This window comes from Cellvibrio sp. QJXJ (assembly GCF_024452345.1).
Taxonomy (GTDB): Bacteria; Pseudomonadota; Gammaproteobacteria; order Pseudomonadales; family Cellvibrionaceae; genus Cellvibrio.
Genome location: NZ_CP101662.1, coordinates 3,156,037 through 3,178,210, shown reverse-complemented (window position 1 = coordinate 3,178,210; position 22,174 = coordinate 3,156,037). Strand labels below are relative to the sequence as shown.

Genomic DNA, 22,174 nt, shown 5'->3' with positions numbered 1-22,174 from the left:
GAATCAGCGATATCGATCAATCATAAGGAGATAGGTTATGCCCCATTCAGATACAAAAGCGAGAACCCTGCGCAAGGCGCGGATGAAGAGTCAATTCGGGTTGGATAAACCCAGGCAGGCTGCTTTGCGCAACCCTCGCAATACGCGCAGTAAAGCCAAAGTATTGCGGGAGTTTGAGAGCGGGGAGTATTTCATTCAGCCTGCCGCTCCCTCTTATCTATTCAAAGGTACGCGTCCGGGATGGCAGAATGCGGACGATGTTTGGAATAAATGGGGCGGCCGAGGAAAAGTCGCCTGTGTGAAATGTGGCAAAGCGGCAGACAGTATTGATCACCGCAAAAATTGGACGAGCCACGTGCTCGATCAATGTGACTGGATAAGTGTCAGGGCTGCTAATGGCTATTGGGAAGGGCTGCGTAAAAGCGATGTGATTGAGGCATACAACGATTTTAGCAACCTACAGCCCATGTGTACTTCCTGCAACAGCACCAAAAATGGGCCTAAAAACATTGATCGCCTTAAGCCGGTATTCGTCCGTAATGGCGGATGAGAATTGATCAGCGACCAAATTTTTGCTTGAGTGCCGTTTCTACAGGAGCGGCGACAAACTTGCTGACATCACCGCCCAAAATGGCGATTTCCCGCACGATTGACGAAGATATATAAGAAAGGTGTTCCGCCGGGGTGAGAAAGATACTCTCCATGGTGGGCGCCAGTGCGCGGTTCATATTGGCCAGCTGAAACTCGTATTCAAAATCCGATACTGCACGCAACCCCCGCAATACCGCCTGCGCATTCTGCTGGCGTACAAACTCCACCAACAAAATATCAAACCCCACGACGGTCACATTGGTTAAGTGGCTGAGCGTTTGTTGCGCGAGTGCTACACGCTCGTCCAGACTGAACAGCGGGTTTTTACGATTGCTCGCTGCGACGGCGACTATCACTTTGTCGAACAGCCGACAGGCGCGCTCCACTAAATCGATGTGGCCGTTGGTGATGGGGTCAAAAGTGCCCGGATAGACCACTGTGCGCATAGGGATAGTTCCAGAGAAGACGCCGGCTGGCGGGGCCGGCATGGTACAAAATTCGTAATGAACTGACCAGCAAACTGTAAATCACCAATTTGTCTATAGGCGCTCCACAAACCTGGGTTAGCCTCTACTAGACTGAACAGAGGTTTCAGTTCTCGATGGACGAACTGAAGTATAGACAAGGGTTTTTGGAGGTGTGAGATGGCTGGCAACATCAAGGCGACGCGGTTAGGGGACATCCTGCGAGAGAAGGGACTACTGCGAGAGGATCAATTGCAACTGGCCATCGCGGAGCAAAAACGCCGTCGTGCCACGGTAGACCCCAGCGATAAACGCATGATGGATGCCACCTCTTTGGGTGAAATCCTGATTGAAATGGGCTACATCACGCGCCAACAATTGAAGCGCGGTCTGAATTGGCAGATGTACCTGCGCAAAATGACCCTGGTGATGAGCCTGGTGGCGCCGATGATGAGTGCCGCCGGTGGTGCGGTGGCACAGACCACGACGAATACCACCACGAGCAGCAGCTCAACGACCAGTTCGCTGGTGATTCAGGCGGAAAACTTTTCGGCCATGAAAGGGATCAAGGTTGAGGCCACCAAAGATACGGGCGGTGGCTCGAATATTGGTGCGATAGATCCGGGCGATTGGCTGGCTTATGAAAATACGGTTATCGAGATAGCGGTACCTACCACTTACAAAATCACTTATCGCCTATCCAGCCCGCAGGGTGGCAGTAGTTTCTATTTGTACGAGCTCGACACCGATACCGAATATGACAGGGTTACAGTTCCCAAAACCGGTAGTTGGCAAACTTGGGTTAGCGTGGAGCAGACAGTGACCTTGCCCGCAGGGCGCCACACTTTGGGTATTAAAGCCTTGAGCAAGGGTTTTAATATCAATTGGTTTAAATTGGACAAGATAGCGGAAGAGGCACCGGCCCCCCCCTCCAGTTCGTCACAGCCGAGTAGTGTTGCCGTATCCAGTTCATCGCAGCCCAGCAGTGTTGCGGTATCCAGCTCGTCACAGCCGAGTAGTGTGGCCGTGTCGAGCTCCTCCCAGCCCAGCAGCGTAGCGGTATCCAGCTCATCGCAACCGAGCAGTGTGGCAGTGTCAAGTTCCTCCCAGCCCAGCAGTGTTGCGGTATCCAGCTCGTCACAACCGAGCAGTGTGGCCGTATCGAGTTCATCGCAGCCCAGCAGCGCTGCGGTATCCAGCACGGCAAGCAGCACGGGCACTGCGCCGACTACCTCGCTGCGCATCGAATCAGAAGCTTATACCGCGATGGGGGGTATTAAAGTTGAACCCACCACTGATGAAGGTGGCGGCTTCAATATCGGTGCGATAGATGCCAGTGATTGGCTGGCCTATGGCAACCATGAAATCCATGCGCCTACCGCCGGTAATTACAAGGTGAGCTATCGCGTTTCCAGCCTTTATGGGGGCGGAAGTTTCTACCTCTACAATCTGGATACGGGCCATCAATTTGCACCCGTGGCCGTGCCCAAAACGGGCGGCTTCCAGAAATGGATTACCATCGAACAGACCATTACCCTGCCAGCGGGCACTCATAAGTTGGGCATCACTGCCCTCGTCAAGGGTTTTAATCTCAATTGGATGCAAGTGGACTACAAAGGCATAGCTCTGCCAGTCACAATCCAGGCGGAAGATTTTGCTGCTATGTCTGGTATCAAAGTGGAGGCCACGACCGATGTGGGTGGTGGTTCAAACATTGGCGCTATCGACGCGGGCGATTGGTTGTCTTATGAAAATAAGGTGATCGATATTCCCGTTACCGGTAATTACAAAGTTACTTATCGCACCTCCAGCCTCTACGGTGGCGGCAGTCTTGCATTTCATGAGGCGGATGGCAGTAAACAGTATGATGTGGTTGCCGTGCCCAAAACCGGAAGTTTCCAAAAATGGGTGGATGTGGAGCGTATAGTCACACTCGAGGCTGGCCCTCATATTTTTGGCATGACCGCGCTTGCCAAGGGTTACAACATTAACTGGTTTAAAATTGAGGAGGCACCTGCCGGTTCGGTACCGAGTAATACGGAGCCAGTTTCCAGTTCGTCCAGCTCCACTTCGTCGGTTGCCTCATCAACTTCCTCGCAAACCAGCAGCGCGCCGGTGGTATCCAGTTCGTCCTCCAGCTCGGCAGCACCGATCACCAGTTCATCAAGTTCGTCAGCTGCAAGTTCACTGGGTTCAGAGGGCAGCGCGGTTGCAGGGCCGGTGTATCTGCGCTGGAATATCCCAAGCTTGCGTGAAGACGGAACCACACTCGACATCAGTGAGTTAGGTGGTTATGAGGTGCGCTATCGCCGGCTGACTGATACCGAGTACACCTATGTGAGCGTCGAGAATGCCTACACCAATGAGCTGAATCTAGCTTGGTTGGAAGGGACTTATGTGTTTGAGGTGGCCGCGTTTGATAAAAATGGTCTCTACAGCCGTTTTATCAAAATCGCACCTAACTGAGTGATGGCCGTGATTTAGGTCGAGGTTTGCGTTTGGTCAGGGGCATCGCGATAGAACAACCGGTAGTGAACGCTGCCGGAGGTTTTATCTCGGTGCAAGCGCCAGCTGGCAGGGGGCAGGTACTGGTCATGCAGGCCGGACTCAATATAAATCGCCGCCCCTTCGCTTAATAATTGCTGCTGTTCTATCAGGTCGATCACGGCTTGCCACAGGTTTAATTGGAACGGCGGGTCGATAAACACTACATCAAACCGCGGTGTCTGGCGTTGTGCCGTTGCAGTACCTAAATACCCCAGTGCATCCATCTGCAATACTTTCCCACCCTCTGCCTTGAGTAACTCAAGGTTGGCGTTGAGCTGAGCAGCGGCGCGGCTATCGCGTTCAATCAGCAGGCTGCTCGCGGCACCACGCGACAGTGCCTCCAACCCCAAGGCACCGGAACCGGCAAACAAATCCAGGCAGTGAGCGCCTTGAATATCCGGCGCCAGCCAATTGAACAGGGTTTCGCGAATCCGGTCACCGGTGGGGCGCAGGCCATCCACATCAGGAAAACCGAGTTTTCGCCCGCGCCACAGGCCGCCAATAATGCGCAGTTGGTTGCTACCCTTGGGTGATTTTGTGAGCGATTTTGCGACGGGTTTGGACAAGGCTTTTTCTCTGCGGGCGGTGAAGAAGTGGTAGGATAGCGCCTTTGCTGGCTTTGCAGAATCCATATCTGCTGCTGTGCGCCACTCATCCATTTTTGCCAACACCCCAGATCACACTTATGTTTTTCAATCTCTTTAAAAAATCCGATAAGCCTGACGCTAAGGTTGATGCCAAGCCCGATGGCAGTTTCGATAACAATTCCGATAACAACCCGCTTATCGAATCGCCTGCTGTCGAGGTGGTCAGCGAGAGCGAACCCGCACCCGTTGTCGAGTCCCCGGTAGTAGTTAACCCACCGGAAGCCCCCGCGAAACTCGGCTTTTTTGCCCGTATCAAACAGGGTTTAAGCCGCACCAGCAGTCACTTTGCCGAGGGTTTGGGCAATCTGTTTCTCGGTCGCAAAACCATCGATGATGAGCTGTTTGAAGAGCTGGAAACCCAATTATTGGTTGCCGATGTGGGGATGGATGCAACCACAGAAATTATCGATAGCCTGACAGCCCGCGTCGCCCGTAAGCAGCTCAACGATGTGGATGCACTTTATCAAGCCCTGCGCGACCAGCTCACAGATTTGCTGCGCCCGGTGGAAAAACCGCTGGTGATCGACAGTAGCAGGCAACCTTATGTGATTCTGGTGGTGGGTGTGAATGGGGTGGGCAAAACGACCACCATCGGCAAACTTGCCAAGCGCCTGCAAAACGAGGGTAAAAAAGTCATGTTGGCGGCGGGGGATACTTTCCGCGCGGCGGCGGTCGAACAGCTGCAGGTTTGGGGTGAGCGCAACAATGTCCCGGTGATTGCCCAGCATACCGGTGCGGATTCGGCGTCGGTAATATTCGACGCCCTGCAAGCGGCCAAATCGCGGGGAATTGATGTGATCATTGCCGATACTGCGGGCCGCCTGCACAACAAAAACCATTTGATGGATGAGTTGTCCAAGGTCAAACGAGTGATGGCCAAGGTTGATGGCTCTGCGCCTCACGAAGTGTTGTTGGTACTGGATGCTGGAACCGGCCAGAACGCGGTCAACCAAACCGAAACCTTCCGCGACGCTGCCGGGGTAACCGGGTTGGTATTAACCAAGCTCGATGGCACCGCCAAAGGCGGAGTAATTTTTGCCCTGAGCAAGAAATTCGGCCTGCCGGTGCGTTTTATTGGTGTCGGCGAGGCGATTGATGATTTACAGCCGTTTGCGGCTGAGCCGTTTATCAAGGCGCTGTTTAATCAAACGGATGCCGCTTAACTATTTAGCAAACAGGGTTTGTTGTGATTCGATTTGAAACCGTAAGCAAGCGCTACGACACCGGCTACGAAGCCTTGGCGCGCGTCGACTTTGAAGTGCAGGCGGGGGAGATGGTTTTCCTCACCGGCCACTCGGGGGCGGGCAAAAGCACGCTGATGAAAATGATAATGCTCATGGAGCAGCCATCGCTGGGGCAGGTATTTGTGGATGGTCATCATCTGGAAACCATGCCCAAAAGCCAGATCCCCTATTTTCGCCGCAATATCGGCGTAGTTTTCCAAAATCACCAATTGCTCTTTGATCGCACGGTGTTCGATAACGTCGCCCTACCATTGCAGGTTGCCGGTTACCCTCATCAGGAAATCGGCAAACGCGTGCGCGCCGCGCTCGACAAGGTTGACCTGCTGGATAAAGAACGCAGCAACCCGGTGGTGCTCTCCGGTGGTGAACAACAGCGCGTGGGCATCGCCCGGGCGGTAGTCAATAAACCAACCTTATTACTGGCGGATGAACCCACTGGTAACCTCGACCCTGAATTAGCCAACGAAATCATGACGCTGTTTCGCCAGTTCAACGAGGTGGGCACCACAGTAATGATCGCCACCCACGACGTGGAATTGTTAAAGCGGATGAACAAACGGGTGTTGGGCTTGGTGCAAGGTAAACTGGTACACGACGGGGTGCTCTGGTGAAATCGAATCGTCCCGCAAAACCCGAGCGCCGCAATCGTATGGGCGCGAGCACCACTAGCCGTGCTGATCGCCCGCGCCGCGAAGCGCCGCCGCGTGTAGAAACTGTGCGTCCGCAAGGTGCGGTGCAGAGCCAAATGTCCTGGCGCGACAAGTTTGATGCCTGGAGTGCCCATCACAGCAACTCCGCCATCGAAAGCCTGCTGCGTATGTTTGAAACACCGCTGCAAAGTGCCATGACCTGGTTGGTGATTGCGATTGCTATCGCACTGCCCGCTGCGCTGTTTGTGGTTTTCAATAATCTGCAGCAAATTGGCCAAACCTGGCAGGATTCCAGTCAGGTATCGGTGTTTTTAAAGAAGGATATCACTGCAACCCAGGCGCAGGATTTACGCGGCCGTTTGGCCCAGCGCCCGGATGTGTTACAGGCAAATTATATCTCGCCCGAACAGGCACTTGCGGAGTTCAAGCAGGGTTCCGGGTTGGGTGAACTTGCCAATCATTTGGATGAAAATCCACTGCCCGGGGTGATTTTGGTTACCCCGAAAATGGTCGAAAATACACCGGCAGCGCTGGCCGATCTGCAGCAGACCTTGACCGCCAACCCGCTGGTCGCCGATGTGCGCTTGGATATGCTCTGGGTGAAGCGCTTGCATCAATTTATTGCCTTGGCCGAGCGTTTTGTCACCGCCTTGGCGGGGCTGCTGGCGCTGGGGGTGTTGTTGGTTATCGGTAATACCATTCGTATGGCGATTGAAAATCGCCGCGATGAAATTCTGGTCGTGAAACTGGTAGGTGGCACCGACGCCTATGTGCGCCGCCCGTTTCTCTATACCGGTCTTTGGTTTGGTGTCGGCGGGGGCATTGTCGCGGCCATTTTATTGGGCCTGGGTTTTTGGTGGTTAGCGGCGCCAGTTGCACAGTTGGCTGATCTGTATCAAAGCAGCTTTCGTTTACAAGGCTTAGGTTTTATAGAGAGCTTACAGTTAATCCTGTTTGCGGGAGTAACGGGGTTGATCGGCGCCTGGATCGCGGTGGCGCGCCACTTGTACCAGATCCAACCACGTTAAATCGGCGGGTAAATCTGGTGTCCCTAGCCGGTGCAACATTCGCGTAAAGTGAACTTTTTCGGTGCTAGCACAACTAAATAGCCGGTGGTACACTCGGACCACAGTTATTGGAGGTATACATGAGCGCAAGTACAAGTCTGCAACCTATTGGCATCCTTGCCCCTGGTGCAAACCTGAACGCCTATGTTCAAGCGGTCAGTGCTTTTTCTATCCTCACTGTGGAGGAGGAGCAAGAGCTGGCGCGCGATCTGCACCACAACGGCAATCTTGATGCCGCGCGTAAATTGGTAATGGCCCATCTGCGTTTTGTCGTGCACATTGCACGTTCATACAATGGTTATGGTTTGCCGTTGGGCGATTTGGTGCAAGAAGGCAATGTCGGTCTGATGAAAGCCGTTAAACGTTTCGATCCCGATAAGGGCGTGCGTTTGGTGTCTTTTGCTGTGCATTGGATCAAAGCCGAAATTCATGAATTTATCCTGAAAAACTGGCGCATCGTGAAAATCGCCACCACCAAAGCCCAGCGCAAATTGTTCTTCAATCTGCGTGGCGCTAAAAAGCGTTTGGCGTGGTTGAGCAACGACGAAGCTCACGCCGTCGCGGCAGATCTGGGTGTTGATGTTAAGCAAGTACGCGAAATGGAAGGCCGCCTCGCTTCTTATGACGCAGGTTTTGATGCCGGTGAAGATGACGAAGACGATGGTTATGTGGCGCCAGCCCATTACCTCGAAGACAATCGCTACGACCCTGCTGTGCGTTTGGAGGAGTCCAATTGGGAGGAGTCCAATGTCAACAGTTTGGAAAAAGCGATTGAACAGTTGGATGATCGTAGCCGTGTGATTTTGCAGCGCCGCTGGTTAAATGAAGACAAGGCGACACTCCATGACCTGGCTGCCGAATACGGTGTTTCAGCGGAGCGTATCCGCCAGTTGGAAAAAAATGCCATGAACAAAGTCAAAACCATGATGTTGGAAGCCTGACCAACAGCGATTATTGACTACTAAAAAGCCGCGCATTGCGCGGCTTTTTTATTGCTTTTTTGTTTTATAACAAGCCTTTTGCGGAGGAATAAATGGCGCGTTTATTGATTATAATCGCTGCAATTAGCGGTTTTTTAGCGGTAATTATCGGCGCATTCGCGGCACATGGCTTGGCGCAACTGCTTTCAACCAGCGCCTTGGCGACTGTAAAAACGGGGGTACAGTACCAGTTCTATCACACCTTTGCCTTGTTGTTTCTGGGGTTGTGGTTGTTACATAAACCGGCAACACCAGGGTTAAAAGCTGCTGGCCTAGCCTTTATACTGGGCATCCTGTTATTCAGTGGCAGCCTTTACGGATTGGCGCTGGGTGCACCGCGCTGGCTGGGGCCAGTGACTCCGCTTGGTGGTCTGTGCTTCCTGCTGGGCTGGCTGTTGCTAATGCTGGCGGCCTGGCAAACCAAACCGGATGCCTGATGGCGCGGCCTTTTTCTTATCTAACGATTGATAACCTCTATGTCTGATTTTCCTGAGTTAACTCCCGACCTTGAAGGCGGTGAGCAAGGGTTTCTTATCAAGCCTGAATTTAAACCCAAAGCGATTCGCAGTTTTGTGATCCGCGCCGGGCGTATTACTGTGGGGCAAAAAAATGCCTTTGATACCTATTGGCCGAGCTTTGGTTTGAGCCTGTTTAAGGGGCGAATTGACCCGGCAGTGGTGTTTGCCCGCAAGGCGCCACTGGTATTGGAAATCGGTTTTGGCATGGGCGATTCCCTGTTGGAGATGGCGCGCAACGAGCCGGAAAAAAACTTTATCGGTATTGAAGTACACCCGCCAGGTGTCGGGCGCTTGATTAACGTAGCCGGGCAGGAGGGGTTAACCAACCTGCGGGTGTACATGGCTGATGCTATGGATGTACTGGAAGATTGTATTCCCGACGGCAGCATAGATCGCCTGCAACTTTACTTTCCTGACCCTTGGCACAAAAAGAAACATCACAAACGGCGAATCCTGCAGTCAGCCTTTGTTCAGAAACTCCGCCCTAAACTCGTCGACGGCGGCATATTTCATATGGCCACTGACTGGCAAGCCTATGCGGAGCATATGCTGGAAGTGATGAATGGGGCGCCGGGATTTGCCACTGAATTTAAAGAAACCGGCTATGCACCACGACCGGAGTATCGGCCAATCACCAAGTTTGAAAAGCGCGGTGAGCGCCTGGGGCACGGTGTTTGGGATCTTTTGTTCAAGAAAACAGCATAAACTGGCGTTCAAAGTCGCTTAAATTGGCAGACAGCACTTTAATTTGTTAATGTAAGCGACTGAAAATAATCATGAAACGGATTTTAAGCCGGTGTAGTTGACTGATCGTTTTGATCATTTTTTATCAATCCGGGTATGTATAAAGTAACCAGCCCGATTGTTTTTTTGGAACTCGCTATTTTCAACGGAGAACTATGACTATGAAACACACACAAGTATTAGCTTTATCTGCAGTAATTGCCGCTTTATCAGCAGGCGCTAGCGCCGATAACCACAAATTCGAAGTACGTGCCGATGCTGGCCGTGTATTCTTTGACGAAGCTCTTGAAGATGCCAATACCTGGGGTCTGGGTTTTGGTTACGTGTTGAACGAAAACTGGACTTTGGAAGCCGTTGCCAGCAAGTGGGACAGTGAAACCCAAGCGGGCGCTGTTGACGTAGATGGCACACAATACCGTTTGGATGCCCTGTACAACATCAACACTGAAAGCCTGTGGCGCCCTTATGTTGCCTTTGGTGTAGGTGACCAGGAGCGTGAATTCAACGCCGCTACCCCATCATCCGAGCGCGACACCCTGTTGAACCTCGGTGCCGGTGTTAAGCGTTCACTGGGCGGTAACTGGGAATTCCGTACCGATGTTCGCGCTTTCAACAGCCTGGACAATGAGTACACCGATCTGGCCCTGAATGCTGGTATTAGCTATCTGTTTGGCGGTTCACCTGCGCCAGTAAAAGCAGCGCCAGCACCTGCACCGGTCGTTGAAAAAGACAGCGATGGCGACGGTGTATTTGACTCCAAAGACCAGTGCCCTAACACCCCATCAACTCACAAGGTTGACGCTGTTGGTTGTTCTTTGAAGTTGACTGAAACTGTTGCCATTGAACTGAACATTACCTTCGATACTGCCAAGTCAGTTATCAAGCCTGATTTTGAAGGTGAAGTAGCTAAACTGGCTACCTTTATGGATCAGTATGCTGATACTCAAGTGACTGTTGAAGGCCACACTGATAGCCAGGGTTCTGATGCCTACAACCAAAAGCTGTCACAAAGCCGTGCTGATGCAGTGAAAGCAGCGCTGATTACCAAATACGGTATTGCTGCTGATCGCGTAAATGCAATTGGTTACGGTGAAGCCAAACCGGTTGCAGACAACATGACTGCTGATGGTCGCGAGCAAAACCGTCGCGTAGTTGGTCAAGTGTCTACCAAGGTAACCAAGACCGAAACTCGCAATTAATAGTTTCTTGCGTGTTAAAAAACCGGCCTGAGTGCCGGTTTTTTATTGCCTGCGATTTGGATGATTCCCGTGGATGTTACCCAAGGTGACGGGATTCAACCTTGATTGGGTGTTGTGTAATCGATTACGCATATTTTTTTATACATTTTATAACTGGTAGGGCAGGTAGCAAATCTGCCCTACCAGTAAATTCGTTTGCGGCAACTAAGGAAAAAACCTGCTCTGTTATGTTGATATTGGCGCCAGTTGTGACCTTGTTCCCCATGTAACTTGATCAGTTTTGCCATCGCACAATATGTAATCGTTTTCACTTGTGCCGTAAGTAAAGAACATGGCTGAATAACCCGATAGATGACAAAAATTGCGTGCTAATCAAATTAGCTCCATTAAATGGATCGCTCGCCGCCTTGTTTCAAATTCCACTTAATATAAAAGCCCCATTTTTAGGATATGTTTCCTGTTTGGCGCCTTATTTTGCGACCAACCTCCAAGCTGTTGACTCTTTTTATCAAATGGTCTTTTATACTAAAACTTAGCTTTTTCGAGTTAGCATCATCCGGGAATAGTTTTAAGCATTATTCTCGGGGGTTGTGATTGATGAAGTTAATGATTGATACCAAAACCATAAAGATAATGAGGGAGATCACGCTGTGTTCAACAAAGACAAGGCCCCTGCGGCCACAACTCACACCTATCACCAAAAATTGCTGGCAGTTGCCATTGCCTGTGCAGCGAGTGCTCCGGCTGTATTTGCGCAAGAGAACAATAAAGATTTGGAAGAAGTGGTAGTAACCGGTAGCTACCGCGCCAGTTTGGCGCAAGCACTGGATATCAAGCGCAATAGCACCACCCAGGTGGATGCGATTGTTGCTGAAGATATAGGTAAATTCCCCGATATGAACCTGGCGGAATCCATGCAGCGCATTGCCGGCGTCTCTATTGACCGCGATGGTGGCGAAGGGCGCCAGATTTCGATCCGCGGTTTGGGTTCGGATTTTACCCGGGTACGCATCAATGGCCTGGAGGCCTTGTCCACCGCCGGGCAGGGCTCCAACGGTCCCAACCGCAGTCGCGGCTTTGATTTCAATACCTTCGCCTCCGAACTCTTTAGTGAGGTGAAGGTGAATAAAACCCAATCAGCTCAAATCGATGAGGGTTCTTTGGGGTCTACCGTGGATTTACGCGGATCGCGCCCCTTTGATTTTGATGGCTTTCAATTTTCAGCCAGCGCCCAGGGTGGTTACAACGAACTGAGTGAAAGCACCGACCCCCGTTTCTCTGGATTGATCAGCAATAAAACCGAGGATGGCCGTTTTGGTGCTTTGATGTCGCTGTCTTACAGCGAGCGGGAAATTTTGGAAGAGGGCTTCAACCCGGTGCGCTTTGACTGGGGCAATGGTTTTGGTACCAGCGGAAATTCCAATGTTGGGCGCCCGGTAACGGGAACTTCCAATCCGAACAATATGTACGGTTTTTGCTCGCCAGTGGGCTATGACCCCCAAACGCCGCGCAACCCGATTAGCAATGAAACCGGCAGTGCAGCCAACCTCAATCGCAATAACGGCTACGGCACTTTTGGTATCGATGAGAACAACTGTGCCACAGGCCTGCCGCGCCCGGCCAATACGCCGGAAAATATCGCCGCCTATGAAACCGCAACGGAATCCTGGCACCCGCGCTACCCTGGCTGGCGCCGTCAGGAGCATGACTTGAGCCGCTTGGGTGTGACCGCGGCTTTCCAATTCCAGCCGAGTGATTCCACGCTGTTTAACCTGGATATCCTTTACTCCAATTACGAAAAAAACCAGCGCGAGGATACCCTGGGGGTCAACCTGCATCGCGCGGTAAATTTGGGGGGTAAAACCCAGATTGTCGTGCGTGAAGCAGAGAAGGATTCACTGAATCGCCTGACTTACGCGGTGATGGATAACGTGGATTTCCGCACCGAATCGGCGATGTTTGAAGAAACTACCGAGTTTGCGCAGTACAGCCTGAGCATGGAGCATGAGTTTAACGACCAGTTGCGTCTGGATGCGATTGTGGGTACTTCCGAGTCCAATTACGAGCGCCCGGTCAACTCGCTGATTACCCTCGACAATACCGACCTTGACGGTTTTGTATGGGATGCGCGCCAGAGTTTCAAAGAACCCACGATGGTATTCCCCTTTGACTTGACGGACAGCAACAACTGGGACTGGCTGGGTTACGGCGAAGTACCCGTAAACTCCAACGGTTCGGCGCGTGGTTCCAATATCAGCGAAGTGCGTTTGAACCCAATGTATGTGGATAACACCTTTGATACGGCTAAGGTCGATTTAAGTTACGACCTGAATGACGCGGTGAAATTTACCGCAGGTGTCAATTACAAGGATTACACCATGCGCTCGCAGGAGTTCCGCCATCTGAGTTATGGCCTCTTGCCCCAAGCCCTGCCCAGCGGGGTGACAGTTGCCGATATCAGTGAAGTATTGGATGGTTATGGCAAAGGGTTGGATGGTGCAGTGGACAGCTGGCTGGTACCCGACTTTGGCCAGGTCGCTGATCTGCTCGGCATCTACAACAATGAGGATAACGGGCAACCCGGCGGTAACTACACCCTGGCCAGCGTTGGTCACTTTGGTGCTTCGGGCAATAATTATGACGTGAACGAAGAAACCTACGGCGCCTATTTCCAAATCGATTTTACCGCCAATCTTTGGGATCGCGACCTGCGCGGCAACCTGGGCACACGCTACAGCAAAACCAATATTACCTCCTCCGGTTATGTGACCTGTCCCGGCGTGCGCGCGGTACCGGCCACAGACACTACACCTGCTATTCCGGCCATCCCGGCGGGCGACAATAATTGTGAGGGCAGTGAGGAGTTTTACGGTATCGCCAGTGCAACGGCGACCCCGGGTATGCGTTATTACTTACCGATTGAGGCGACCCATGACTACGACGATTGGCTGCCCTCCATCAACCTCGCCTGGGATCTGGCCGAGGATGTGGTACTGCGGTTTGGCGCGGCTAAGACCATGGCGCGCCCTAACCTCAACCACTTGTCGCCCACCATCAGCGGTAACCCCAGCACCTATAGCAATGACGATGCGCTCTACAGCATCAATGCGGGCAACCCCCAGGTAAACCCCTACCGCGCTGATACCTACGACTTGGGTGCGGAATGGTATTTCTCCGAGGGTGCATTGCTGTCGGCAGCGGTGTTTTACAAGGACATCAAGAGCTATATCCAGCGCGTGCGTCAGGTGCAAACCTGGGACCAGACCGGCTGGCCAGTGGAACTACTGCCGGAAGGGTTTGATGGCAATGAATCCTTCAGTGTACAGAGCTACTACAACACCCCCGGCGGTCCGCTGCAGGGCTTTGAGTTGACTTATCAGCAGCCGTTCACCTTCCTGCCCGGCCTGTGGCAGAACTTTGGTTTCCAGGCAAACTACACCCAGGTGGAGTCGGAACTGGATTATGTGGAAAGCAGTTCGGTGAACAGCACTACCCGTGAAGTCACCACGGTGTACAAGACCAATGATCTAGTGAATATGTCGCCCAAATCCTATAACGCCACCTTCTACTATGACGATGGCACCTTCAGTGCGCGTATCTCCACTTCCTATCGCGACCGCTACCTGACCGGCATTCTGGTGCCCGAGCTGGGTTTTGATTTGGATGGTAATGATGTCTACACCGCTGATGTGCAGGGTAAGCAAGCGACCACTAACTACGATTTTAATATGTCGTACAAGTTGAGCGACCAGCTGACCATGACCTTTGAAGCCATCAATCTGACCGATGAGTTTGACGACCGTTACGATAACTCCGAGTTAATGACCCCGCTCAGATACTCGCATACGGGCCGTCAGTACTACCTGGGTGCGCGCTACAAGTTCTAAGCCCGCTCAGGTGATTGTGTTTAGGTAATTGAAAGTACCACCTGCCGGTGTAAGCCGGCAGTTTCCCCGCTGTTGTCATGATGCCAATGACCCTTTCCGGAGCCCTGTGCTCCGGTTTTTTTAACAACCAGGAGTAGTCCGTGAAAATTTATGTTGTGTTGATGAGCCTGTGTTTAGTCGTGGGCGGTTGCAGTCAATTGCCCAAGACCAGTAGTAGCACTATTTATATCGCCTCGGATTCCACCGCCGCTGACCACACCTTGAATGAAGACTATCAAGCCAAGCGCCACCCGGTCACCGGCTGGGGCCAGGCGTTGCAGGCGCAACTTGATGTGCTGCCAGTGGCGCAGCGCCAGCAGCTCTTTGGTGCAAAACAACTGCTTGTGGCGAATAAAGCGCGCGGTGGGCGCAGCACACGGACTTTTTTTGAAGAGGGGCGGTGGGATGAAATTTATCGCAACCTGCAGCCGGGTGATTGGGTATTGATACAGTTTGGCCACAACGATGCCGCCGTCGACAAAACCGAGCGCTACACCAACATCGCCGCCTATAAACAGTATTTGCGCTTGTTTGTGCAGCAGGCTCGGGAGCGACAAGCACGGCCGGTAGTGCTTACCCCGGTGAGCCGCAATTACCCTTGGATGGAGGGTAAATTGGGCAATGCGCACGGCGACTATCCCGCCGCCGCCCGGGACGTGGCGCAGGAGTTAGCGGTACCGCTGCTGGATTTGGGTTTGTTATCGGCTGAATTTTTTAGCGCCAAGGGCGAAGCCTACGTCAGCAGCCATTATTTTATGAACTTGCCCGCCGGCAAGTATCCGGCCTATCCCGACGGCCTCAAGGACAATACCCACTTCCAGCCCGAGGGCGCTGCCGTCACCGCCAAACTGGTTGTGGATGGATTGATTCCGCTCCTCCAACCCGCCCATTAGTGGCGATAGTCGGCGATTAACTCGCGATAGCCCAGCCTGAAATCCGGGTAGCGCAGTACGTAGCCAGTGCTGAGTAAGCGCTGGTTGCTGATGCGTTTATTGCCGCGTTCGTTGACGGCATCGGCAGCCAAAAAGTCGCTAATCCCAAGTTGCAGGGCGATCCAGCTAACGACTTCCACCATGGGGCTGGGGCTGGAATCCGTGGCCAGATAAACCGGCTCCAGCGCTTGAACTTTGGCCAATTCGATCAGGTGGGCGAGCACCCCGGCGCAATCCTCAACGTGGATGCGATTGGTGTAATGAGGGCTGGCGGAGGCGCGGTGGTTGATCACCTGCTCAATCAAGCGATTCCTGCCGGGACCGTAAATGCCGCTAAAACGCAGGATACTGCTGTTATATCCGCTATTAAGCAGGGTTTGCTCCGCTTCCAGTAATCGTTGACCGCTAAAGCTCTCGGGCTGGGTGGGCGATGTTTCATCCACCCAGCTGCCATCGTTTTGGCCGTAAACCGCCGTGCTGGACACAAAGAGGATCAGGCGCGGTGTGTGTGTCTGTTGTTTTAGCCCGACAACCAACTGCTGGCAGCTCTGCACATAGGCTTGTTGATAGCCCGCATCGCTGCGCTCGGCGGGCGTCATGCTGATCACAATCACGTCAAAACCCTCAGCCAGAATCGGCGCCAGTTGCCCGGCCTGGGTGACATCGCACTGACGATAGCCGAGGTAGGGCAGGTCGCTGCAAGCGCGGCGGCGCAGGCCGGTTATGTCATAGCCGCGCGGCGCCAGTTGCTGTGCGAGGCGCTGGCCTATATCGCCGCAGCCGATAATTAATAACTTTTCACTCAACACAGGTTCATTCATAGGTTCGGTTTCATTGGGGTGATGGTGCGATGGTGTGAAGTTGCGTTAATTAGTATTTGATAAATGTTGCTTATCTGATAGTTTTAGGCTATTCCAAGAAACGCCCCTCGCTTTTTAAAAAAGCCCATCCTGCGGAGCTGTATTATGACCCTGACCGAACTGCGCTACATAGTCACCCTTGCCCAGGAACAACATTTTGGCCGCGCCGCCGACCGCTGTTATGTCAGCCAGCCCACCTTGAGTATTGCGGTGAAAAAGCTGGAGGACGAGCTGGGGGTAGCCCTGTTTGAACGCACCAAGTCGCGGGTGCAGCCCACGCCACTCGGCGAACAAATTGTCGCCCAGGCCAATTTAGTGCTGGAGCAAACGGCGGCGATTAAAGACCTGGCCGACGCCGGTAAAGACCAGCTCAGCAGCCCGCTGTCGGTGGGTGCGATTTTCACCATTGGGCCTTACTTGTTGCCCAAGTTTATTCCCCACCTGCAACAGCTGGCGAGCAAAATGCCGCTCTATGTGGAGGAGGGTTATACCCACAACCTGCGTAAAAAACTGCGCAATGGCGAGCTGGATGTGATTATTGTCGCCCTGCCATTTGTGGAACCGGACGTAGTCACCCAGGCGCTGTACGACGAACCCTTTGTGGTATTGATGCCCAAGGATCACCCCCTCGCCGCCAAAACCGCCATCGACCCGCTCGATCTCAATAGCGAGCAGCTGTTATTGCTCGGCGAAGGCCATTGCTTCCGCGATCAGGTGCTCACCACCTGCCCGAGCCTGCAACACAGCGCCGAAGCCAGCGCCAATAGCAGCAACGTGCGCACCGCCGCCGAGGGCAGTTCCCTTGAAACCCTGCGCCACATGGTGGCCTCGGGTCTCGGCCTGACCATTCTGCCCGCGTCTGCCGCTGAAAGTTCACTCTACAGCGCCGAAGTACTGGTCACTCGCCCCTTTACCGAACCTTCACCCAGCCGCACTGTGGCCTTGGCTTGGCGCGCGAGTTTCCCCCGCCATAAAGCGATTGACGCGCTGCGCACGGCGATCAAGGCCTGTCGCCATTAGGCATGATCTTTGATGTCCAATGTGAGCATAGCCATCAATACCAGTAAAACTCTCGACCAGATCCCGGTCACCGCGATTAAGGGGGTTGGTGCCATTTTAGCGGCTAAATTGGCGAAGATAGGCCTGTTTAGCGTACAAGATATTCTGCTCCACCTGCCTCTGCGCTATTTGGATCGCACCCGTATTACGCCGATTGGTGCGCTACAGCCCAATATCAATGCGGTGTTGGAGGCGGAGGTGCGCGCCTGCGACGTGGTATTTGGCAAGCGCCGCAGTCTGGTATGCAAGGTGCAGGACGGCACTGGCACTATTACCCTGCGTTTTTATCACTTCAACAATGCGCAAAAACAGCGGTTGGTGCAGGGCACACGCCTGCGTATTTTTGGTGAGACACGCCGCGGCGCCGCGGGTTTGGAGATGTACCACCCCGAATACGACGAGCTGGATAGCGCTGCGCCCTTGCCGCTGGAGCAGTCGCTCACCCCGATTTACCCCGCCACCGAAGGCTTGACCCAACCGCGCCTGCGCTCGCTGGCAGTGCAGGCATTGACCTGGCTGGACAAACACGCGCTGAAAGAATTGCTGCCCGAGGTGGTGCGCCGCCAGCTCAATCAGGTGCCGCTGGCCGAGGCGCTGCGCTACCTGCATCAGCCGCCCACCAGCGCCAATATCCAGCAGTTAATGGCTGGCGAACACCCTTACCAAGAGCGGTTGGCGTTTGAGGAACTGCTTGCCCATCATCTGAGTTTGTTATTGCTGCGCCGCGAAACCCAGGCTGATGGCGCTGCCCGTTTGAAGCTGGATGCCGCCTTGCAGCAGCGGTTTGTTGCCGGTTTGGGGTTTGACCTGACCCGTGCCCAGCGCCGGGTGGTGGGTGAAATCGCCGCTGACTTGGCTAAACCGATTCCCATGTTGCGCTTGGTGCAGGGCGATGTCGGCTCGGGTAAAACCGTAGTGGCGGCACTGGCGGCGCTGGCAGCGGTATCGGCGGGCAAACAGGCGGCGATTATGGCGCCCACCGAAATCCTTGCCGAACAGCATCGCCTCAACTTTGGCAAATGGCTGGAGCCGCTGGGTATCCAGCTCGGTTGGCTCACCGGCAAACTCAAAGTGGCGGAGCGCCGCCACCAATTGGCGGCGATTGCCAGCGGTGAGGCGCAGGTGGTGGTTGGCACTCACGCGCTGTTTCAGGAGGCGGTGAGTTTTGCCAACTTGGGTTTGATTGTGATTGATGAACAGCATCGATTTGGCGTGCATCAGCGGCTAACACTCTCCGAAAAAGGTACTAATAGCAGCGAACAGCACCGCTCCGGGCTATTGCGCCCCCATCAGTTGATCATGACCGCTACCCCCATCCCGCGTACCTTGGCGATGAGCGCCTATGCCGATTTGGACTGCTCGGTGATCGATGAGCTGCCGCCCGGAAGAACGCCCATCACCACTGTGGTGATTAGCGATAATCGCCGCGAGGAAGTGGTTGAGCGGGTACGTTTGGCTTGCGAGCAGGGTCGGCAGGCTTATTGGGTGTGTACGCTCATCGAAGAGTCCGAAGCGCTGGAGGCCCAGGCGGCCGAGGCAACGGCGGCGAACCTCACCGAATCCCTGCCACAGCTGCGTATTGGGCTAATCCACGGGCGCTTGAAACCCGCGGAAAAAGAGGCGGTGATGGCGGCCTTTAAAGCCAATCAGCTGGATCTGCTGGTGGCGACCACGGTGATTGAAGTAGGGGTGGATGTACCCAACGCCAGTTTGATGATTATCGAAAACCCCGAGCGCCTCGGTCTCGCCCAGTTGCACCAACTGCGCGGGCGAGTGGGGCGCGGGTCGGCCGCTAGCCACTGTGTACTCTTGTATGGCTCGCCGTTATCTCACAACGGGCGCGAGCGCTTGCGGGTGATGCGCGAAAGTAGTGACGGTTTTTATATCGCCGAACAGGATCTTGAACTGCGCGGCCCTGGCGAAGTGCTGGGCACCCGTCAAACGGGTGAAATGCAATTCAAAATCGCCGACCTGCAGCGCGATGGCCATTTGCTCCCCCAGGTGAAGGATGCGGCCCTGCTGTTGATGAGCGATTACCCGCAAGTCTGCGAGCAGCTAGTGGTGCGGTGGCTCGGCAATAATCAGCGCTACCTGCAGGTGTGATACCCACTGCAAGTCAAATTGTGACATGTATCACGTTTTTTGGCAGATTGGCGTATGTTTCATCTTGTGGCTAAAAATAGTCGTTTTTCTGGCGCATTTATTTCTTTTATCTGTCCGATTGTCATTGTGGCTTGCAAAACTCGACTATGCTTGAAAGCGGTAGGCGGGATGCGTATGGCGAGTTAACAAATCTTCCCTGCGCTATATGAGAAATGATTTTCCTGCTTTACACTCCCCCTTACAAGAAGGTCAGGATTCACCTAACCCTATGTATATCAATCAGTTATCGTCAATGAGAGGAGTAGGTCGTGCCAGTCCCTTCCAGTGTTCAGTCATTGCTCAATAAACAGAATGTGCATTATCAGGTGTCTGAGGTGCCACTCGATGAGAATGAGAGAGCACTTTGGCATGACCAGCATTTACGCACTATGAGCGCAGCCAAATCCGTAATATTGCAAGACGCCAAAGGCCGTGTGCAGGTGATTTATGCCGCTGACCGCCTGTTGGATCTCAAGGCCGTTAACCGCCAACTGGGGCGTGAACTTCACGCGGCCAAGCCGGAAGACATTCACAAGTTTTGCCTCTCTCACAATTTACAGTCCATCCCGGCGCTACCCAAGTTAGCTGGGCTGTTGACCCTGATTGACCGCAGCCTGATTGAGCGCAGTGAATTACTGGCGGACTCGGGCGATGAACAGCAGTTGCTGCGTTTTACCCGCGAAGAATTTCAGCAAATTATGGAAGACGCGACGGTTTGCGATATAGCCGTGCCGCTTGAACCTTTGGAGGTAGACGATACCAGCATCACCGACAGCGAGCAGATTCTGGGTGCGGTACGTAATTTCACCCAACTGCGTATCAAGCAGCGCCTGGAAGAAACTCTGGAATTACCGCCCTTATCCGATACCGCCCAGCGCATCATCAAATTGCGGGTGAACCCCAATGCGGATATCAGTGATTTGGCACAAATCGTGGAGACTGACCCGAGCCTCGCAGCGCAGGTCGTCAGCTGGGCGGCATCTCCCTATTATTCTGCGCCGGGAAAAATCAAATCCATCCACGATGCCATAGTGCGTGTGCTGGGGTTTGACATGGTACTCAACCTCGCACTGGGTTTGTCCCTTGGCAAGGCCATGACCATTCCCAAAGAAGGCCCGCATGGTGCACTGCCTTACTGGCAACAAGCGGTATACATGGCGGCCACTATTGAAGGTTTGGTGACGGCAATCCCGCGTGATCACCGCCCCAGTTTTGGCATGGCCTACCTTTGTGGCCTGTTGCACAACTTCGGTTATCTGATTCTGGCGGAAGTGTTTCCGCCTTACTTCCACAACTACTGTGAATTGGCCGATGCCAACCCCCATGTTGAGCATCAGGTTATTGAACGCCATTTACTGGGTATTACCCGCGAGCAATTGGCGGCTTCACTGATGTCGCTCTGGTCAATGCCGGAGGAAGTCGTGGTTGGGTTGCGCTATCAGGCCAACCCGCATTACCAGGGTGAATATGCTGCATACGCCAAGTTGATTTTTGTCGCCCAGCGATTGTTGCACCAACACAACATCGGCCGTGGCCCCAAGCTGGAGATTCCCGCACAAGTGTTTGAAGACCTGCATTTGGATCCGGAAAAGGCCTACACCACGGTGGCCAATATTATTGAGAGCAGCGACGATTTAAAGCACATCGCGAACGAACTGGCGCCCCACCACTAGTGCGGCGCCAGTCTAAAACTGCGTGATCAAAACCCCTTTTGCGAGGGGTTTTTTGTTTATAGTGAAACTGTTTTTAGTGGCCGGCGATAAGAGCCACACCCCATCAACCAGCGAGAGAGCCCATGACCGAATTATTCCCTGCCGCCGAGGCAGCAAAAGTACTAGTTGCACGGCGTATTGCCGGAACCCAGGGGGAGCGTTTGGCGCCCTCCTGTCGCCCGCAAAACATTGAACAGGCGCTGGCGATCCAGGCTGCCGTGAGCGAGCAGTGGTGCGAGCAAATGGACGACAGCATTGTCGGTTGGAAATGCCTGTTGCCGCCGGAGGACAAACTGATCGTCGGCCCCATTTATACCCGCACTATCGATTCGGTTCCGCCGGTGAGCCTGTGGACTAAAACGACAGCAGAGGGCGAGCGTGCGCGCATCGAACCGGAACTGGCATTTTTCTTTGGGCGGGATCTGCCCCCGCGCCCTGAACCCTATACCCCGGAGGAGGTGGATGCCGCCATCGCCCGCACCCACATGGCGCTGGAGCTGATCAACAGCCGCTACACCGATCCGTCCAGCTGTGAATTCCCCGAAATGCTCGCCGACGGTTTGGTGAATCAGGGCCTGTTTATCGGCCCGCAAGTGGATTCCCGCAACGCGCGTAGCGCCAGCAGTTTTACCGTGATTATGACCTGCGCCAACGGCGAAATAATTGAGCGCCAGGGCCAGCACCCCAATACCCATCCGCGTGCGCCGCTCTACTGGCTGGCGGAATTTCTGCGCAGCCGCGGCGAGGGCATAGTGGCCGGGCAGGCGGTGATTACCGGTTCCTATGCCGGCGTGATTGAAGTACCGGTGAATAGCGCGATCAAGATCGACTATGCTGGTCTGGGTAGTATGGAAGTCAGTTTTACCCCAAGGAAGGCAAACTAAGGAGCCAT

The 22,174-nt window shown here is 53.7% G+C and carries 18 protein-coding genes; 15 read left to right on the top strand and 3 right to left on the bottom strand.

Translation table 11 applies throughout. The features are described from left to right. Positions 1-37: 37 nt before the first annotated feature. Positions 38-550: a hypothetical protein gene (locus NNX04_RS13805; protein ID WP_007639325.1), complete on the top strand. Its 513-nt coding sequence runs from the start codon at positions 38-40 to the stop codon at positions 548-550. Between the two features lie 7 nt (positions 551-557). Here NNX04_RS13805 and coaD read toward each other — a convergent pair whose 3' ends face one another. Then, positions 558-1,037 (bottom strand): pantetheine-phosphate adenylyltransferase, encoded by a 480-nt coding sequence (coaD, locus tag NNX04_RS13800; protein WP_261946147.1) that lies wholly within the window; start codon positions 1,035-1,037, stop codon positions 558-560. A gap of 198 nt (positions 1,038-1,235) precedes the next feature. On the opposite strand from coaD, the gene NNX04_RS13795 reads away from it, so the two are divergent. Next, complete coding sequence (locus tag NNX04_RS13795) at positions 1,236-3,521, top strand: carbohydrate-binding protein (RefSeq protein ID WP_261946146.1); 2,286 nt, start codon at positions 1,236-1,238, stop codon at positions 3,519-3,521. 14 nt (positions 3,522-3,535) lie between these two features. On the opposite strand, the gene rsmD is transcribed toward NNX04_RS13795, so the two are convergent. Continuing rightward, positions 3,536-4,261 (bottom strand): 16S rRNA (guanine(966)-N(2))-methyltransferase RsmD, encoded by a 726-nt coding sequence (rsmD, locus tag NNX04_RS13790; RefSeq protein ID WP_261946145.1) that lies wholly within the window; start codon positions 4,259-4,261, stop codon positions 3,536-3,538. Between the two features lie 26 nt (positions 4,262-4,287). On the opposite strand from rsmD, the gene ftsY reads away from it, so the two are divergent. From ftsY to NNX04_RS13745, 9 genes are all read left to right on the top strand, one after another. Beyond that, positions 4,288-5,412 carry a signal recognition particle-docking protein FtsY gene (ftsY, locus tag NNX04_RS13785; protein WP_151055002.1) on the top strand — a complete coding sequence of 375 codons (1,125 nt, stop codon included), beginning with the start codon at positions 4,288-4,290 and terminating at the stop codon, positions 5,410-5,412. Positions 5,413-5,435: 23 nt separating this feature from the next. After that, on the top strand, positions 5,436-6,104 hold the full coding sequence (gene ftsE / locus NNX04_RS13780) for a cell division ATP-binding protein FtsE (protein WP_007639335.1): 669 nt from the start codon (positions 5,436-5,438) through the stop codon (positions 6,102-6,104). Further along, a complete protein-coding gene (gene ftsX / locus NNX04_RS13775; protein ID WP_261946144.1) occupies positions 6,101-7,171 on the top strand; it encodes a permease-like cell division protein FtsX in 1,071 nt (356 codons plus the stop codon). The genes ftsE and ftsX overlap by 4 nt, the downstream gene beginning before the upstream one ends. 119 nt (positions 7,172-7,290) lie before the next feature. Then, positions 7,291-8,151 (top strand): RNA polymerase sigma factor RpoH, encoded by an 861-nt coding sequence (gene rpoH / locus NNX04_RS13770; protein WP_007639339.1) that lies wholly within the window; start codon positions 7,291-7,293, stop codon positions 8,149-8,151. A gap of 92 nt (positions 8,152-8,243) precedes the next feature. Continuing rightward, on the top strand, positions 8,244-8,627 hold the full coding sequence (locus NNX04_RS13765) for a DUF423 domain-containing protein (RefSeq protein ID WP_261946143.1): 384 nt from the start codon (positions 8,244-8,246) through the stop codon (positions 8,625-8,627). 39 nt (positions 8,628-8,666) lie between these two features. After that, complete coding sequence (gene trmB, locus NNX04_RS13760; RefSeq protein ID WP_225318514.1) at positions 8,667-9,413, top strand: tRNA (guanosine(46)-N7)-methyltransferase TrmB; 747 nt, start codon at positions 8,667-8,669, stop codon at positions 9,411-9,413. 200 nt (positions 9,414-9,613) lie between these two features. Further along, positions 9,614-10,651, top strand: coding sequence for an OmpA family protein (locus tag NNX04_RS13755; RefSeq protein ID WP_151059210.1), 1,038 nt, complete (start codon positions 9,614-9,616; stop codon positions 10,649-10,651). Positions 10,652-11,301: 650 nt separating this feature from the next. Then, complete coding sequence (locus tag NNX04_RS13750; RefSeq protein ID WP_261946142.1) at positions 11,302-14,538, top strand: TonB-dependent receptor; 3,237 nt, start codon at positions 11,302-11,304, stop codon at positions 14,536-14,538. A gap of 140 nt (positions 14,539-14,678) precedes the next feature. Next, positions 14,679-15,470, top strand: coding sequence for a rhamnogalacturonan acetylesterase (locus NNX04_RS13745; RefSeq protein ID WP_261946141.1), 792 nt, complete (start codon positions 14,679-14,681; stop codon positions 15,468-15,470). On the opposite strand, the gene NNX04_RS13740 is transcribed toward NNX04_RS13745, so the two are convergent. Next, positions 15,467-16,330, bottom strand: coding sequence for an SDR family oxidoreductase (locus NNX04_RS13740; protein WP_261946140.1), 864 nt, complete (start codon positions 16,328-16,330; stop codon positions 15,467-15,469). The two genes, NNX04_RS13745 and NNX04_RS13740, sit on opposite strands and share 4 nt — an antisense overlap. Before the next feature lie 144 nt (positions 16,331-16,474). Between NNX04_RS13740 and NNX04_RS13735 the strand changes: the two genes are divergently transcribed. The 4 genes from NNX04_RS13735 (at position 16,475) to NNX04_RS13720 (ending at position 22,166) form a co-directional block, all read left to right on the top strand. After that, a complete protein-coding gene (locus NNX04_RS13735) occupies positions 16,475-17,389 on the top strand; it encodes a hydrogen peroxide-inducible genes activator (protein ID WP_007639348.1) in 915 nt (304 codons plus the stop codon). A gap of 12 nt (positions 17,390-17,401) precedes the next feature. After that, on the top strand, positions 17,402-19,531 hold the full coding sequence (recG, locus tag NNX04_RS13730) for an ATP-dependent DNA helicase RecG (protein ID WP_261946139.1): 2,130 nt from the start codon (positions 17,402-17,404) through the stop codon (positions 19,529-19,531). Positions 19,532-19,839: 308 nt separating this feature from the next. Further along, on the top strand, positions 19,840-21,243 hold the full coding sequence (locus tag NNX04_RS13725; RefSeq protein ID WP_261946138.1) for an HDOD domain-containing protein: 1,404 nt from the start codon (positions 19,840-19,842) through the stop codon (positions 21,241-21,243). A 122-nt stretch (positions 21,244-21,365) separates the two neighbouring features. Then, the gene (locus tag NNX04_RS13720; protein WP_261946137.1) at positions 21,366-22,166 is read left to right on the top strand and encodes a 2-keto-4-pentenoate hydratase; all 801 of its coding nucleotides are present in this window, start codon (positions 21,366-21,368) and stop codon (positions 22,164-22,166) included. Positions 22,167-22,174: the final 8 nt, after the last annotated feature.

Bases quoted from the DNA above. Each gene is read 5' to 3' on its own strand.
- NNX04_RS13805 (WP_007639325.1), top strand. From the start codon at position 38: ATGCCCCATTCAGATACAAAAGCGAGAACCCTGCGCAAGGCGCGGATG.
- coaD (WP_261946147.1), bottom strand. From the start codon at position 1,037: ATGCGCACAGTGGTCTATCCGGGCACTTTTGACCCCATCACCAACGGC.
- NNX04_RS13795 (WP_261946146.1), top strand. From the start codon at position 1,236: ATGGCTGGCAACATCAAGGCGACGCGGTTAGGGGACATCCTGCGAGAG.
- rsmD (WP_261946145.1), bottom strand. From the start codon at position 4,261: ATGGATGAGTGGCGCACAGCAGCAGATATGGATTCTGCAAAGCCAGCA.
- ftsY (WP_151055002.1), top strand. From the start codon at position 4,288: ATGTTTTTCAATCTCTTTAAAAAATCCGATAAGCCTGACGCTAAGGTT.
- rpoH (WP_007639339.1), top strand. From the start codon at position 7,291: ATGAGCGCAAGTACAAGTCTGCAACCTATTGGCATCCTTGCCCCTGGT.
- NNX04_RS13765 (WP_261946143.1), top strand. From the start codon at position 8,244: ATGGCGCGTTTATTGATTATAATCGCTGCAATTAGCGGTTTTTTAGCG.
- trmB (WP_225318514.1), top strand. From the start codon at position 8,667: ATGTCTGATTTTCCTGAGTTAACTCCCGACCTTGAAGGCGGTGAGCAA.
- NNX04_RS13755 (WP_151059210.1), top strand. From the start codon at position 9,614: ATGAAACACACACAAGTATTAGCTTTATCTGCAGTAATTGCCGCTTTA.
- NNX04_RS13740 (WP_261946140.1), bottom strand. From the start codon at position 16,330: ATGAATGAACCTGTGTTGAGTGAAAAGTTATTAATTATCGGCTGCGGC.
- NNX04_RS13735 (WP_007639348.1), top strand. From the start codon at position 16,475: ATGACCCTGACCGAACTGCGCTACATAGTCACCCTTGCCCAGGAACAA.
- recG (WP_261946139.1), top strand. From the start codon at position 17,402: ATGTCCAATGTGAGCATAGCCATCAATACCAGTAAAACTCTCGACCAG.
- NNX04_RS13720 (WP_261946137.1), top strand. From the start codon at position 21,366: ATGACCGAATTATTCCCTGCCGCCGAGGCAGCAAAAGTACTAGTTGCA.